Source organism: Mycolicibacterium smegmatis, from assembly GCF_001457595.1.
GTDB lineage: Bacteria > Actinomycetota > Actinomycetes > Mycobacteriales > Mycobacteriaceae > Mycobacterium > Mycobacterium smegmatis.
Genome location: NZ_LN831039.1, coordinates 5,132,859 through 5,146,891 on the forward strand (window position 1 = coordinate 5,132,859; position 14,033 = coordinate 5,146,891).

Below are 14,033 nucleotides of genomic sequence, written 5' to 3' on the forward strand. Positions count from 1 at the left end.
CAGTGGTCACGGCTCTTCCTCTCAGTGGCTTCTAGTGGCTGTGGCCGTCTTGGTGACCGTCTTGGTGGCCGTCTTGATGGCCCGTACCTTCGGGCACCGCGACCGTGAACTCGGCCGTGCGCACCACGTCGTCGTGCTTGAAGTCGAAGTACAGGCGGTAGTCGCCCGCGCTGGGGAACTCGGTGTGGAACGCGACGTCGCCCGGGCTGTCCCCGATCGGGTGCACGTGCAGGTAGTGCAGGTCCGACGCACGCAGGGCGACCAGGTGCCCATAGGCGCCCAGGTAGGGCTGCAGGTCCGCCGGCTTGCCGTCACGGCTCACCGACAGCGTCAGCTCCGATGCGCTCTGCGCGACGGGCGATCCCGTCAGGGTCACGGTGTATCCGTCGACGGTCGCGGTGTTCGACGGGGCGGGCAGCGGTTGCGGCTCATCGGAACCGGTTACCCGCAGATCCGCCTCGGCCACCACGCCGGAGGCGCCGGCCGGGACGAAGTCGGCGAACACACGGTGCTTGCCGCCGGTGGGCACGTCGAGCGGCACGCTCCACGTGCCCTTCGAGGTGCCCTCGGCGTCCAGAGCCGGGTGCAGGTGCTGATACCCCGTCAGGTCGTCCCGGACGACGATGAGGTGCAGGTCTTTCTCGTGGTTTTCGTCGTACTCGGTGACCGCGGCGCCCGATGCGTCGACGATGCGGAACCGCAGCGGCACCTGCGTGCCGGGCGCCACCGACTCGTCGGCCAACTCAAGGGAGTAGCCGGCGGCCGGTGCGTCCGGTTCGTCCGCCCACACCGATCCGACGCCGAACGCCGCGGCGAACACCGCGACGAGTCCGGCGCCGAATGCGGCGATCTTGGCGTCAGCTCGCAACGGCGTAGCCCGCTTCCGCGACAGCCTCGCGGATCGCCTCGTCGTCGAGCTGACGGTCGCTGCCGATCGTCACCTGACCGGTCGCCAGGTCGACGTCAACCGTGGTGACGCCGGGGATGCTGCCGACCTCTTCGCGCACCGAGGTGACGCAGTGTCCGCAGGTCATGCCAGTGACTGTGACGGTCTGGGTTGTCATGCCACATACTATACCCCCCTAGGGTATGAGCATGAAATGTTTCCCGCTTCTCAGAGCGAGTCGAGGACCTGCCGCATGTCCTTGATCTCCTGCTCCTGCGTGATCACGATCGTGCGGGCCATCTGCACCGCATCCTCGAACCGGCCCTCGTTGACCTCTTCCTGCGCCATGTCGATCGCGCCCTCGTGGTGGGCGATCATGTGCGTGAGGAACAGCTTGGCCGCGTCGACACCCTGCGCGTCGCGCAGTGCCGTCATGTCGGCGTCCGACACCATGCCCGCCATGCCGCCGTGGTCACCCATGCCTTCGTGATCACCCATGGGCGGGTTGCCCCACTGCTTGAGCCAGGACTGCATCTGGTCGATCTCCGGGCCCTGCGCGGCCTGGATCTGATCGGCCAGGTCGGTGACACGGGGGTCGATGTCGGGTTTACCCAGGATGATGTCGCTCATCTCCACGGCCTGCTGGTGGTGCGGGATCATGTGCTGCGCGAACATCACGTCGGCATCGTTGTGGGGCCGCCCCTGCTGCGTGGTGGAAGGGGCCGCGGCCGCCGAGGTCGTCTGGGCCTGCTCGGCCGTGGTATCGCTGCCGCAGCCTGCCACCACGAAGCTCAGGGCGAACACCGAGATCCCACCCGCCAGCACCTTCTTCATACGCATGTCGCTGCCATTCCCTTTCACTGATCCCGCATCCGGGCCCGAAACATTTTCACGTCACCTTTGATGCCCTTGAGACGCCGCGCGCCGGCGAACGACCACCTGAACCTGTCGTCGTCGGCGGCGATCGCCTGCCGCGTCGACTCCGCGACCAGCACCGTGCCCGGCCGGGCCACACCCGTGACCCGGCTGGCCAGGTTCACCGGGCTGCCGAACCAGTCACCCGCGCGGCTCACGGCCATGCCGGTGGCCAGCCCGACACGCAGCCCCGGAAACTCCGGATCGGCCTCGGTGGCGGCCACCAGGTTCAGCACGGCGTCGAGCAGTGCGGCCGGTTCGGGGCTGACCAGCATGACGGCGTCGCCGATCGTCTTGATCAGCCGCACCGGCGGCCGGACCACGTCGCGGGTGGCCTCGGCCAGTGAATTCGCCAGCTGCTCAAGCTGTTCCGGCGGCACCACCTCGCCGAGGCGGGTGAACCCGACGATATCGGCGAAGGCCACCGTGACCAGCCGCGCACCCGGCAACGGAACACCCTCGGCCCGTTCGGAGGCGTCGACGGCCTCGGTCTCCATGGCGTGTCGAAGCTGCACGAACAGCATGTCCTGGATCATCGGGCCCAGCAGCGGGGCGGCCTCGGCCACCAGGCCCTCGGCCGCTTTGGCGGTCTCAAGTTCGCTGGCTCCGGGCTCCAGCACCGCGGCGAGCGCCGCGGCCCGCATCACCTCGGCGGCACGGCTGAGCCCCTCGGCGAGCACGCGCGTGATCAGCACGACCTGATCGGCGTCGATGCCCAGGTCGATGAACTGCTGCGAGAACGTCACGGCCTCGGCGTCGGCGCGCAGCAGCACCGCGGCGTCGGGGTCCTCCACCGCGGGCAGCCCCATCGCGCGTTGCAGCCGCTGCAGCAGGTCGAGGTCCAAGCCGGTCTGCTCGCTGATCTCGCGCGCCGAGACGTACGTCCCGTCGTCACCCGCGACGCGGCGTGACGCCAGCAACATCGGGGTGATCGCCTGACCGATCTGGTCGACCGAGATCCCACGGCTGAGCAGCCAGTTGATCAGTTCCTCACGCTGCGACCGCGCTGCGCCGTCCAGCCCTTCCAGGAGTGGCTGGATGTCCGGCTGCACCTGTTGCGACACCACATCAACGTATACCGGTCAGGCGGTGTCCCGGACCGCCCTGACCGCGGGCGCGGTCGACGGGCCCAGCAGGGTCGACATGTCACGCGGATAGCGGACGTCGACGGCCACCGCGTCGCCGAAGCGGTAGGGCCTGCCCTCGATCATGCCGACGAACTGTTTACGCAGGCGCGACATCTCGGCACGCACCGTGACCACGCGCGTCCGGTCGCCGTACAGGTCACCGGCGAGTTCCGGTGCCGAACGCCCCTGCCGTGCGGTTGCGAGCACCAGCAGGATCTCGGCGTGACGAATCGATATGCTGCGCCGCCAGCTGCCGAACTGCCCCGTCATCTCCAGTGACGGATCGTTGCCGTCGCGCAGATCGAGCGTGACGCGGGTCGGCGCCGGGCTGGCCTCGGTGTCGTCGGAGACCCGCACGAGCCAGCCGTCGGGCAGCGCCTCCACATCGCACATGCCCAGCGACGGGATCCACGCGCGGCCCGGTAAACCCCGTTCCGGCAGCAGGATCCGGTTGTGCAGCGGAAGCGAGTCGACCGCGGCCACCCACCCTTCCGCGTCGACCGCGAGGGCCGGGCGGCCGATGCGGGACAGGATCGGCGCCGACACCGCACGCAACCGGTTGAGGGTGCGGTCGTGCGCCTCGCGAAGTTTGGACTCGGCCAGCCGCGCCACGAGGTCGACGAGCGCGACCGTGGTCGGGTGCACGGTGTCGGCAGGCCCGGACACGTCGACGATGCCGATCACATGACCCGTACGCGGGTCACGGATGGGTGCGCCCGCGCACGTCCACGAATGGTGGCTACGCAGGAAATGCTCGGCCGAGAACACTTGCACCGCACGGTGCGACACCAGGGCCGTGCCGATGCCGTTGGTGCCCACCGAGCTCTCGGCCCACGATGCACCCTCGATGAACCCGAGCCGGTCGGCGAGTTTGAGCACGCGCGGCGAACCGGACCGCCACAGCACCCGGCCCCGCGCATCGGCGAGCACCAGGATGTTCTCGCCGTCGTCGATCACCGTTTCCAGACCGCGTGACACGTCGTCGAGAACGGCCATCAGACCCGACGATTGGCGCAGCATGTCCAGCCCGCTGGTGTCCACATCCGGCGGGATGTGCTGCTCGGGATGAATTCCTTTGCCCAGCAATCGTTTCCACGAATCTTCGATGAGTTGCCGCGGCCGTGCGGGCCCCCGCACGCCCGACATCGTGGCGTCATAGACCTCCGCCAGGAGCATCGCGTAACGCCGCGGGTCGTCGCCGGGGGCGACCGCGGGCTCAGGCGTCGAGGGACCGGGCATCACCAACGATTGTGCGCCATGTCACAAGCCTGAGGCCAATCGACCTACCGATAGACCAGTCCGCCGTCGATGATCGGCGCCTGACCAGTCATGTAAGCCGCGTCGGGTCCGGCGAGGTAGGACACGAAGGCCGCGACGTCCTCGGGCGTCTCGGCGCGGCCCAGGGCGATGCCTCCGACGAACTGATCGAACGTCGCACCCACCTCGGCGCCGGTCAGGTCGGCGAACCGCTGATCGATCTCGACCCACATGTCCGTGCCGACCACACCCGGGCAGTAGGCGTTGACGGTGATTCCCGACGAGGCGTACTCCTTTGCCGCGGCCTGCGTGAGCGCCCGCACCGCGAACTTGCTGGCGCTGTACACGCCGAGCATGGCGAACCCGTCGTGACCTGCGATCGACGATGCGTTGATGATCCGCCCCGGCACGCCGAGCTCGACGAACTTGGCCGCAGCGGCCTGGATGCCCCACAGCACGCCGTTGACGTTGACGCCCCACACGCGTGCCGCGTCGTCGGGCGTCACCTCGGCGACCGGGCCCACCAGTGCGACGCCCGCGTTGTTGACCATGATGTCGAACCCGCCGAGTGCGGACTGCGCGTGTTCCACAGCCGCGAACACCGCGTCACGGTCGCTCACGTCGGCGACGAACGTCGTGGCCTTCGAACCGATCGCGGCGACCTCGTCGGCCACCGCGTCGATGCCGTCGGCCGTGACGTCGACCAGCGCGATGTCGGCGCCGTCCTGCGCCAGTCGCAGTGCGATACCCCGGCCGATCCCGCGGCCCGCGCCGGTGACCAGCGCGACCTTTCCTTGCAATGACATACGTTGTGCTCCTTTGCTTTTGGTTGTCCCGTCAGATGGCCGGGTCGATGAGGACCTTCATCTTGCGGCCCGCGTGCAGTGCCTCGAATCCCTCGTCGATCACGTCGTCGATGCCGATCGTGGTGACCCACCCCGTGGTGTCGTACACGCCGTCGGCCATCAGGGCGATCACCGCCTCGAAGTCGGCCGACGTGTAACACAGCGAGCCCTGGATACGGGACTCGTTCATCACGAGGTTCAGCAGCGGTGTGGTCAACGGCTTCTCGTAGATCGCGACACTGATGGTCGGCCGTCGCGAACCGACACTCGCGGTGGCGGCCTCGATCGCCGGCGCCACCCCGGCCGCGTCGAAGGCCGCATCGGCCCCACGCCCACCGGTCACGTCGGCGATGAACGCGGGCACGTCGACCTGCGTCGGATCCAGTGTCTGCGCACCGAGCGCCTCGATCGCGGCGCGCCGCGTCGGTGACGGTTCGGCGACGTACACCGACTCGAGTCCCTTGCCCCGCAAGGCGAACCACAACCCGATGCCGATGGGGCCGGCACCGAAGACCACCGCGGTGTCGCCCGCACCCACGTCGCCCAGGGTCGCCGCGTGGTACGCCACCGACATGGGTTCCACCAGCGCGCCGAGTTGCAGCGACACGTTGTCAGGCAGTTTGTGCAGCATGTCGACCGGCACGACGGTGTATTCGGCCATGCCGCCGTCGCACATCAGGCCGTGGAAACCGATCTGTTGGCACACGTTGTAGTTGCCTGCGCGGCACGGCGCGCAGTGGCCGCACCGGTAGATCGGTTCGATCGCCACGCGGTCGCCCGGGGCGAACCCGGTGACACCCGCACCGACATCGGTGATGGTGCCTGCGAACTCGTGCCCCATGGTCAGCGGCATGACCTGTCCGGTCAGCGGATGCGGTTCGGTGGGCACGAAGATCGGGCCCGCATAGTATTCATGCAGGTCAGTGCCACAAATTCCGTTGAACCCGACCTTCACCTTGACCGTGCCCGGTCCCGGTTGCGGTTCGGGGAGGTCAGCGATCTCCAGTTTGTTGGGTCCGTGATAGACGGCAGCTTTCATGCGCCTCAGTTAAGAGTGACCCACGACACATGCGACAGGGTTGCAGACCGTTGCACTGCAACCCCGTGCAACTCTTGTCACACCGTTTCACTCGGTGTGGTCTGGGACACATGACACAGACCACCGCCGCACCACTGGCAACCCTGTCACCGCAGGAACGCGTCGACGCCTGGCTGGCCGACTTCGAGTCGGCCCTGGCCGCCCGGGACATCGAGCGCGTCGTCTCGAAGTTCGCCGTCGACAGCTTCTGGCGCGATCTGGTTGCCTTCACCTGGAACATCAAGACCGTCGAGGGGCACGAGGGCATCGCGGACATGCTCTCCGCGCGACTCGCCGACACCGACCCATCGGGTTTCAAGACCACAGAACCGCCCACCGAGGACGTCGACGGCAACACCGTCATCACGTCGGCGTTCATCGAGTTCGAGACCGCGACCGGCCGCGGCAACGGACACTTGCGGCTGCGCAGCGACGACACCGGCGACCGCGCCTGGACGCTGCTGACCACGCTGCAGGAGCTCAAGGGCCACGAGGAGCCGAAAGGCCCCAAGCGGGTGCTGGGCGCCGTGCACGGCTCCGACCCCGACCGCCGGTCCTGGGCCGAGAAGCGCCTCGACGAGCAGCTGACGCTGGGCTACAGCGAGCAGCCGTACATCGTCGTCATCGGCGGCGGCCAGGGCGGCATCGCCCTCGGTGCGCGGCTGCGTCAGCTCGGTGTGCCCGCGATCGTCGTCGACAAGCACGAACGTCCCGGCGACCAGTGGCGCAAGCGCTACAAGTCACTGTGCCTGCACGATCCGGTGTGGTACGACCACCTGCCATATCTGCCGTTCCCGCCCAACTGGCCGGTGTTCGCGCCCAAGGACAAGATCGGCGACTGGCTGGAGTTCTACACCAAGGTCATGGAGGTGCCGTACTGGAGCTCCACGACGTGCCTCTCGGCGTCGTTCGACGAGAACGAAAAGCGTTGGACCGTCGAGGTGGATCGCAACGGCGAGAAGGTGACGCTGCGCCCGACGCAGCTGGTGCTCGCGACCGGCATGTCGGGTAAGCCGAACATCCCCACGCTGCCGGGCCAGGACATCTTCCGTGGCGACCAGCATCATTCGAGCCAGCATCCCGGCCCCGACCGCTACGTGGGCAAGCGTGCCGTGGTGATCGGTTCCAACAACTCCGCGCACGACATCTGCAAGGCGCTGGTGGAGAACGACGTCGACGTCACGATGGTGCAGCGGTCCTCGACACACATCGTCAAGTCCGATTCGCTCATGGATCTCGGCCTCGGCGATCTGTACTCCGAACGTGCCGTCGCGGCCGGGATGACCACGGAGAAGGCCGATCTCACGTTCGCCTCGCTGCCGTACCGCATCATGGCCGACTTCCAGAAGCCGATCTACGACGCGATCCGCGAGCGCGACAAGGAGTTCTACGCTCGCCTGGAGGCCGCCGGCTTCGAACTGGACTTCGGCGACGACGATTCGGGTCTGTTCATGAAGTACCTGCGCCGCGGCTCGGGCTACTACATCGACGTCGGCGCTTCGGATCTGATCGCCGACGGGACCATCAAGCTGGCGCACGGCCAGGTCGAGCGTCTCACCGAGGATTCGGTGATCCTGGCCGACGGCACCGAACTGCCTGCCGACGTCGTGGTCTACGCCACCGGGTTCGGTTCCATGAACGGCTGGGCCGCCGACCTGATCGGGCAGGACGTCGCGGACAAGGTCGGCAAGGTGTGGGGCCTGGGCTCCGGGACCACCAAGGATCCGGGTCCGTGGGAGGGCGAGCAGCGCAACATGTGGAAGCCCACCCAGCAGGAGAACCTGTGGTTCCACGGCGGTAACCTGCACCAATCACGCCACTACTCACTGTATTTGGCGTTGCAGCTCAAGGCCCGCTACGAGGGCATGGACACTCCCGTGTACGGCCTGCAGGAGGTGCACCACCTGAGCTGACGTTTTTCCGGCACACGGGCGCCAGGTATACAAGACGCATGCGACGACGCGTGCTGACGGTGTGCCTGGCGCTCGTCTTGTGTGTGGTGGTTGTTCTCGCGGGTGGTTACTGGCTGTCGAATTCGCGGACGTTCCAGGTGGCCGGCGCGTTGGTTCATCGCGTTTCGACGCCCGAGAAGGTCGTCGCGTTGACGCTCGACGACGGGCCCACCGACGCGACACGTGTGGTGTTGCGCACGCTGGCCGCCGCGCGGGTGCCCGCGACGTTCTACCTGACCGGGCGCGAACTCGAAGCCGCACCCGATCTGGGTGCGGCCATCGCGGCGGCCGGACACGAGATCGGCAATCACAGCTTCTCGCACCGGCGCATGGTGCTCATGTCATCGAAAACCGTTGCTTCCGAGCTGGAACGCACCGATGCCGCGATCCGCGCGACGGGCTACACCGGGCCCATCACTTTCCGGCCGCCGTACGGCAAGAAGCTCTGGTCGCTCCCCCGCTACCTTGCGGAGCATGACCGGATCTCGGTGACGTGGGATGTGGAACCCGACTCGGCGACCGAACCCACGGCCGACGAGATCGTCGCGCAGACCGTCGACCAGGTGCGCCCGGGTTCGATCATCCTGCTACATGCCATGTACGGCAGTCGCGGGCCGACGCGCGCGGCGCTGCCGCGGATCATCTCCGAATTGCAGTCAGCCGGATACCGTTTCGTCACGGTGTCGCAACTGATCGGGATGTCGTGAGCAGCGTGCTGCACGGTCTGCCGCCCATCGTCGGCGAGGCTCCTCGTGTCCTCATCCTCGGCAACATGCCCAGCGTGATGTCACTGGCCTCGAGCGAGTACTACGGCAATCCGCGCAATGCGTTCTGGCGCATCATGGGTTCTCTCTACGGGTTCGCTCCGGATGCTGCCTACTCCGAGCGGGTTTCGGCGGTGACGTCGCACGGCATTGCGGTGTGGGATGTACTGCGCTCGTGCCGGCGCGTCGGGAGCCTGGATTCGGCGGTGGAGCGCGACAGCATGGTGCCCAATGACTTTGCCGGGTTCTTCGCTGCGCATCCCTCGCTTGAGCGTGTGGTGTTCAACGGTGCTGCGGCTGAGGCGAATTATCGCCGTCTCGTCGGTGAGGTGCCCCTGCCTTATGTGCGGATGCCATCGACCAGCCCGGCACAGACCATGCGCTTCGAGGACAAGCTCTCGGCTTGGCGCGTGGAGCTGGAGAGGTGAGGCAAATCCTCATCCGAGCTCCGGAACAGTCCCATCAGGACATTCTCACTTGTCGGTGGGTGCTGGCATACTCGAACGCATGTTCGATGGAACGAGCGATGCGGGTCTGATCGACGCCATCGCCGAGGCCAAGCGGCAGGAGAACGCCGCCACGGCCCGTCGCCTGTTCGCGATCGGCGAGCTGGACACCCGCCGCGCCATCGACCTGGCCGAATGCAACTTCTGGCGCACCGACCCGTTCGAGGAGGTCTGCGCCGAAGTGTCCGCTGCGCTGCGGATCTCGCGCTCCCGGGCCAACTGGCAGGTCCACCTGGCCCGGGTGCTGCGTGACCGCATCCCCAAAGTCGCCGCGGTGTTCGCCCAAGGCGACATCGACTTTCGCATCGTCACCAAGATCGCCACCCGCACCGAACTGGTCGACCCTGCCGCCATGCCCGCCCTCGACGACGTGCTGGCCCGCCGCTGCCCCAACTGGATGCGCCTGTCCGAGCCCAAACTCGAAGAACGCATCGACCAGTGCATCCTGCGCCTGGACCCCGACGGCCAGCGCGTCACCAAACGATCCGAAGACAGCCGATACTTCACGGTCCAACCCGCCGACACCCCCGGCATGGCCAACGCCCAGGGCTATCTGCCCGCCCACGACGCCGCCGGGTTCGACAAACGCCTCGACGCCATCGCCGCCACCGTGTGCCCCAACGATCCCCGCACCCCCGATCAACGCCGCGCCGATGCCCTCGGAGCCTTGGGCCGCTACCGCGACACCCTGGACTGCCAATGCGGACGCGAAGACTGCACCGCGGTCGCCGAACGCGACGCGGTGAACAATGCGATGATCCACGTGCTGGCCGAGCAGTCCACCCTCGACGGCGGCAACGAACCCGGCTACCTGCCCGGCTTCGGCATGCTGCCCGCGCACATGGTGCGCGAGGTCGCCAAGACCGCCACCACCAAACCTGTCACCATCCCCAAAGACAAGGCCCAGTCGGGTTACCGCCCCAATGCCGAACTCACCGAGTTCATCCGCTGGAGAGATCTGACCTGCCGATTCCCCGGCTGTGACGCCCCGGCGATGGCCGCCGACATCGACCACACCCGCCCCTACCCGCAAGGGCCCACGCATCCGTCGAACACCAAGCTGTACTGCCGCACCCACCACCTGATCAAGACGTTCTACACCGGCCCCAACGGGTGGACCGACCGGCAACTCCCCGACGGCACCATCGAGTTCACCGCCCCCACCGGGCACATCTACACCACCGAACCCCAAGGCGCAGCCTTGTTCCCGGTCCTGGGCACCCCCACCGGCGAGCTCAACCTGCCACCCCAGCAAGACGAGCCGCACCCCAACCGCGGGGTGATGATGCCCAAACGCCGCCAAACCCGCGAACAAGACCGCGCCGACCGCATCAACGCCGAACGCCGCGAACGCGCCGAACTCAACGCCGAACAACAACGCCAACGCCAAGCCTGGCTCGCCGACAACTACGAACCGCCACCCTTCTGACCGAACCGCATTGCGTACTCCCCCGGCGTGCACCCCAACATGCCGCGGAAGTCATTGATGAAATGCGCCTGGTCGTACCAGCCGAGGCGCACCGCGAGATCGGCGAAATCCACACTGCCCGTGCTCTCGATCTCCAATGCCGCCTGCTGCAAGCGGTATCGGCACAACACCCATTTGACCGGCACACCCACATACCGCCGGAACACCCGCTGCGTCGTGCGCACGCTCCACGGCGAGTGCTCCATGACCTGCTCCACACGGTGCAGCGTGGGATCCTCGCGCATGCGCTCGAGCAGCGGCATCAACCTGGCGTACACCGGATCGGGATCGCCGGAGTAGTCACCGATAACCGCATCAAACCCCGACCGAACCACGGATACATCACATCCGAGATCGATTGGCCCACCGAACAAGTCGTCGTCAACCGGGACCACACGATCGGTGAGCTCACCGGCGTCGCGTCCGAACCGTGCGGTGAATCCGCCCGGATGGAAGCGCGCGCCGACCACAACACCGCGGGAGCTGATGGTGGTGCGAAACACCTGAGTCACCACGCCGTGCAGCAGTGTGTTGGGCAGCGGATGGCCATGGCGCGCAATGTCGTCGCCCCATTCGCGGGTGAGATGCACGGCCGGGAAGGTGATCACGGTGCTCTCGTGCGGACCCGCCTCGCGGCGGTCCCAGCGCACCGACCAGTAGTGCTCGACGAAACGGCCCGCCTCGGGTGACGGCGCCCACCGGGTGAGGTCGAATGCCGAGGCACTGCCAGGGCGACCGACGACGCCGCGCTCTGGCGCGTTTTTCCAAGCGGCCACGCACACCAGGCTACGAGACTGGCGGACATGAGTGTTCAACCGATCCCGGAGGGCTACACGAGCCTGACCCCATTCCTGTGCGTCCACCCCGCGGCCGAGGCTATTGCGTTCTACGAGAGCGTGTTCGGCGCGAAAACCGTGGAGCGGATGGACGGTCCCGACGGCACGGTCGCGCACGCCGAACTCGACTTCGGCAACGGCAGGCTGCAACTGGGCGACCCGCAGGAGGCGTTCGGCATCGCCGCGCCCGACACCGGTGCCCCGGCCACGCACTCGTTCGGGTTGTACTGCCCCGACGTCGACGACGTGGTGACGCGCGCCGAGAAGGCCGGCGCGACGGTGCGGGAACCCGCGCAGACGTTCGTCACGGGTGACCGGTTCGCGTCGATCCTCGACCCGTTCGGCCACCGCTGGACCGTGATGACGCGCGTGGAGAACCTCACCGCCGAGGAGCGCGAACAGCGTGTGGCCCAGTGGGCGGCGAGCAACAGCGGTTAACGTGGCGGGATGTCATGCGTGTTCTGTGCCATCGTCTCCGGTGACGCCCCAGCCATCCGCATCTACGAAGACGAGAACTTCCTGGGCATCCTCGACATCCGGCCGTTCACCCGCGGCCACACGCTGGTGATCCCGAAAACCCACACCGTCGACCTCACGGACACGCCGCCGGAGACGGTCGCCGGTATGGCGGCCGTCGGCCAGCGCATCGCGCGGGCCGCACGCGAATCGGGACTGCACGCCGACGGCAACAACATCGCGATCAACGACGGCAAGGCCGCGTTCCAGACGGTGTTCCACATCCACCTGCACGTGGTGCCCCGTCGCAACGGCGACAAGCTGTCGTTCGCCAAGGGCATGGTGATGCGCCGCGACCCCGACCGCGAGGAGTCCGGCAGGCTGCTGCGGGCGGCCCTGGCGCAACTGGACAGCGCCGAGCAGGATTGACCCATGAGTATGCCCTGGTGGGAGCGGTACATCGGTCTGCCGTTGCTGTTGCTGCACGACAAGGTCTACAAGGCCACCGATGGACGCATCGGACACCGCATCCCCGGCGGGCCGGCCACGCTGATCCTGCACACTGTCGGCGCCAAGACCGGTCAGCACCGCGCGAGTTCGCTCGCCTACGCGCGCGACGGTGACGACTACCTGGTGGTGGCGTCGAAAGGTGGCGAGCCGAAGGCGCCGGGTTGGTACCACAACCTCAAGGCCGACCCGAACGTCGAGATCAACGTCGGCCCCAAGCGTCTGCGTGCGACGGCCAGAGCCGTGTTCCCCGATGACCCGGATTTCCCGCGGCTGTGGGAGATCGTCAACAACATGCCGGGCAACAAGGACCGCTACATCGGTTACCAGAAACGCACGACGCGCCAGATCCCGGTGATCGTGCTGACGCCCGTGAGCTAGAAGAGTTCCTTCGCGAGCAGTTCCAGCGTGGTGTCGCGTGCGGTCGCGGTCCTCGGATCGGCGCCGCGGTGCGCCGACGCGACGGGGTTGATCATGACCTCGTCGACGTCGAACTCCTCGGCCAGTGCCCGCACCTGCTCGGCGGCCTCGGTGGGTGATCCGACCACGGCGCGGCGGCGCCCGTCGGCGACCACGGCGTCGCCCTGCGGCGTGAGGACCGTGGTCTGCGCGTCCTCCACCAGATCGAGCGCGTTGAGCGGCTGACCGGTGCGCAACCGGGCCATCATCTGCAGTTGCGGCAGCAGCAGCGCCTCGGCCTCCTCGGTGGTCTCGGCGACCACGGCGTTGACGGTCAGGAACGTCACGGGCTCAGGCGCGGCCTCGCTGGGCTGGAACTCTTCGCGGTAGATCGCGAGCGCCTCGGCGGTGCCGTGACCCGAGAAGTGGTGCGCGAACACGTACGGCAGGCCCTTGGCCGCCGCGAGATGCGCCGAGTACATCGACGAACCCAAGAGCCACAGCTGCGGCACCGAGGTCGCGTTGGGCGTGGCCTTGAGGATGTAGTTGTCCCGCAGCAGGTCTCGCGGCAGCGGGACCCGCACGCCGCGCGCACCCATGAGCGCGACGACGTCGTCGAGGTACTGGGGGAAGGCCTCGATGTCGCGGTCGTCGCGACCCGCGGCGCCGCGCAGTGCCAGCGAGGTGACGGGATCCGACCCGGGGGCACGCCCGATGCCCAGATCGATGCGCCCGGGATGGGCGGCCTCCAGGAGCGCGAACTGTTCGGCGACGGCCAGCGGCGCGTGATTGGGCAGCATCACCCCGCCCGACCCCAGCCGCAGCTGCGACGTGTGCGCGGCCAGGTGCGCGATCAGGACCGGCGGGCTGGTGGCCGCGACCGCGGGCATGTTGTGGTGTTCGGCGACCCAGAAGCGGTGGTATCCGAGCCGGTCAGCGGTCTGCGCGAGGTGCGTGGTGGCCGCCAGCGCGTCGGCTGTGGTCTGGTCGGTACGCACCGGGACGAGGTCGAGGACAGAAAGCCGCATGACACGGTC

16 protein-coding genes are annotated in these 14,033 nt (G+C 67.7%); 7 read left to right on the top strand and 9 right to left on the bottom strand.

Annotation, left to right across the window (positions count from 1 at the left end; translation table 11 throughout):
- Nucleotides 1-31 precede the first annotated feature (31 nt).
- The 7 genes from AT701_RS24560 to AT701_RS24590 are packed head-to-tail and all read right to left on the bottom strand — an operon-like array spanning nt 32 to nt 6,069.
- A complete protein-coding gene (locus AT701_RS24560) occupies nt 32-868 on the bottom strand; it encodes a DUF8832 domain-containing protein (RefSeq protein ID WP_058126779.1) in 837 nt (278 codons plus the stop codon).
- On the bottom strand, nt 858-1,064 hold the full coding sequence (locus tag AT701_RS24565; RefSeq protein WP_011730261.1) for a heavy-metal-associated domain-containing protein: 207 nt from the start codon (nt 1,062-1,064) through the stop codon (nt 858-860). Before AT701_RS24565 ends, AT701_RS24560 begins: the two co-directional genes overlap by 11 nt.
- A gap of 50 nt (nt 1,065-1,114) precedes the next feature.
- Entirely contained in the window at nt 1,115-1,720 is a 606-nt protein-coding gene (locus tag AT701_RS24570; protein WP_011730262.1) for a DUF305 domain-containing protein, read from the bottom strand.
- 23 nt (nt 1,721-1,743) lie between these two features.
- A complete protein-coding gene (locus tag AT701_RS24575; RefSeq protein WP_413232163.1) occupies nt 1,744-2,865 on the bottom strand; it encodes an adenylate/guanylate cyclase domain-containing protein in 1,122 nt (373 codons plus the stop codon).
- 18 nt (nt 2,866-2,883) lie between these two features.
- Complete coding sequence (locus AT701_RS24580; protein ID WP_014878214.1) at nt 2,884-4,167, bottom strand: GAF domain-containing protein; 1,284 nt, start codon at nt 4,165-4,167, stop codon at nt 2,884-2,886.
- A 44-nt stretch (nt 4,168-4,211) separates the two neighbouring features.
- Nucleotides 4,212-4,991, bottom strand: a complete 780-nt coding sequence (locus tag AT701_RS24585; protein WP_003896425.1) for an acetoin reductase — start codon at nt 4,989-4,991, stop codon at nt 4,212-4,214.
- Between the two features lie 31 nt (nt 4,992-5,022).
- Nucleotides 5,023-6,069 (bottom strand): 2,3-butanediol dehydrogenase, encoded by a 1,047-nt coding sequence (locus AT701_RS24590; RefSeq protein WP_003896426.1) that lies wholly within the window; start codon nt 6,067-6,069, stop codon nt 5,023-5,025.
- Between the two features lie 110 nt (nt 6,070-6,179).
- On the opposite strand from AT701_RS24590, the gene AT701_RS24595 reads away from it, so the two are divergent.
- From AT701_RS24595 to AT701_RS24610, 4 genes are all read left to right on the top strand, one after another.
- Nucleotides 6,180-8,021 (top strand): flavin-containing monooxygenase, encoded by a 1,842-nt coding sequence (locus AT701_RS24595; RefSeq protein WP_003896427.1) that lies wholly within the window; start codon nt 6,180-6,182, stop codon nt 8,019-8,021.
- Between the two features lie 38 nt (nt 8,022-8,059).
- Nucleotides 8,060-8,767, top strand: a complete 708-nt coding sequence (locus AT701_RS24600) for a polysaccharide deacetylase family protein (protein ID WP_011730264.1) — start codon at nt 8,060-8,062, stop codon at nt 8,765-8,767.
- Nucleotides 8,764-9,252 (top strand): DNA-deoxyinosine glycosylase, encoded by a 489-nt coding sequence (locus AT701_RS24605; protein ID WP_011730265.1) that lies wholly within the window; start codon nt 8,764-8,766, stop codon nt 9,250-9,252. Before AT701_RS24600 ends, AT701_RS24605 begins: the two co-directional genes overlap by 4 nt.
- 79 nt (nt 9,253-9,331) lie before the next feature.
- On the top strand, nt 9,332-10,759 hold the full coding sequence (locus AT701_RS24610; protein ID WP_029104282.1) for an HNH endonuclease signature motif containing protein: 1,428 nt from the start codon (nt 9,332-9,334) through the stop codon (nt 10,757-10,759).
- On the opposite strand, the gene AT701_RS24615 is transcribed toward AT701_RS24610, so the two are convergent.
- Nucleotides 10,738-11,574 carry an AraC family transcriptional regulator gene (locus AT701_RS24615; RefSeq protein WP_003896431.1) on the bottom strand — a complete coding sequence of 279 codons (837 nt, stop codon included), beginning with the start codon at nt 11,572-11,574 and terminating at the stop codon, nt 10,738-10,740. The genes AT701_RS24610 and AT701_RS24615 overlap by 22 nt on opposite strands.
- 27 nt (nt 11,575-11,601) lie before the next feature.
- Between AT701_RS24615 and AT701_RS24620 the strand changes: the two genes are divergently transcribed.
- From AT701_RS24620 to AT701_RS24630, 3 genes are read left to right on the top strand one after another with little or no spacing between them, the layout of a single operon-like run.
- On the top strand, nt 11,602-12,072 hold the full coding sequence (locus AT701_RS24620; protein WP_003896432.1) for a VOC family protein: 471 nt from the start codon (nt 11,602-11,604) through the stop codon (nt 12,070-12,072).
- Between the two features lie 9 nt (nt 12,073-12,081).
- Complete coding sequence (locus AT701_RS24625) at nt 12,082-12,519, top strand: HIT family protein (RefSeq protein WP_011730267.1); 438 nt, start codon at nt 12,082-12,084, stop codon at nt 12,517-12,519.
- A 9-nt stretch (nt 12,520-12,528) separates the two neighbouring features.
- The gene (locus AT701_RS24630; protein ID WP_003896434.1) at nt 12,529-12,978 is read left to right on the top strand and encodes a nitroreductase family deazaflavin-dependent oxidoreductase; all 450 of its coding nucleotides are present in this window, start codon (nt 12,529-12,531) and stop codon (nt 12,976-12,978) included.
- Here AT701_RS24630 and AT701_RS24635 read toward each other — a convergent pair.
- Nucleotides 12,975-14,024 carry an LLM class flavin-dependent oxidoreductase gene (locus AT701_RS24635; RefSeq protein ID WP_003896435.1) on the bottom strand — a complete coding sequence of 350 codons (1,050 nt, stop codon included), beginning with the start codon at nt 14,022-14,024 and terminating at the stop codon, nt 12,975-12,977. The two genes, AT701_RS24630 and AT701_RS24635, sit on opposite strands and share 4 nt — an antisense overlap.
- Nucleotides 14,025-14,033: the final 9 nt, after the last annotated feature.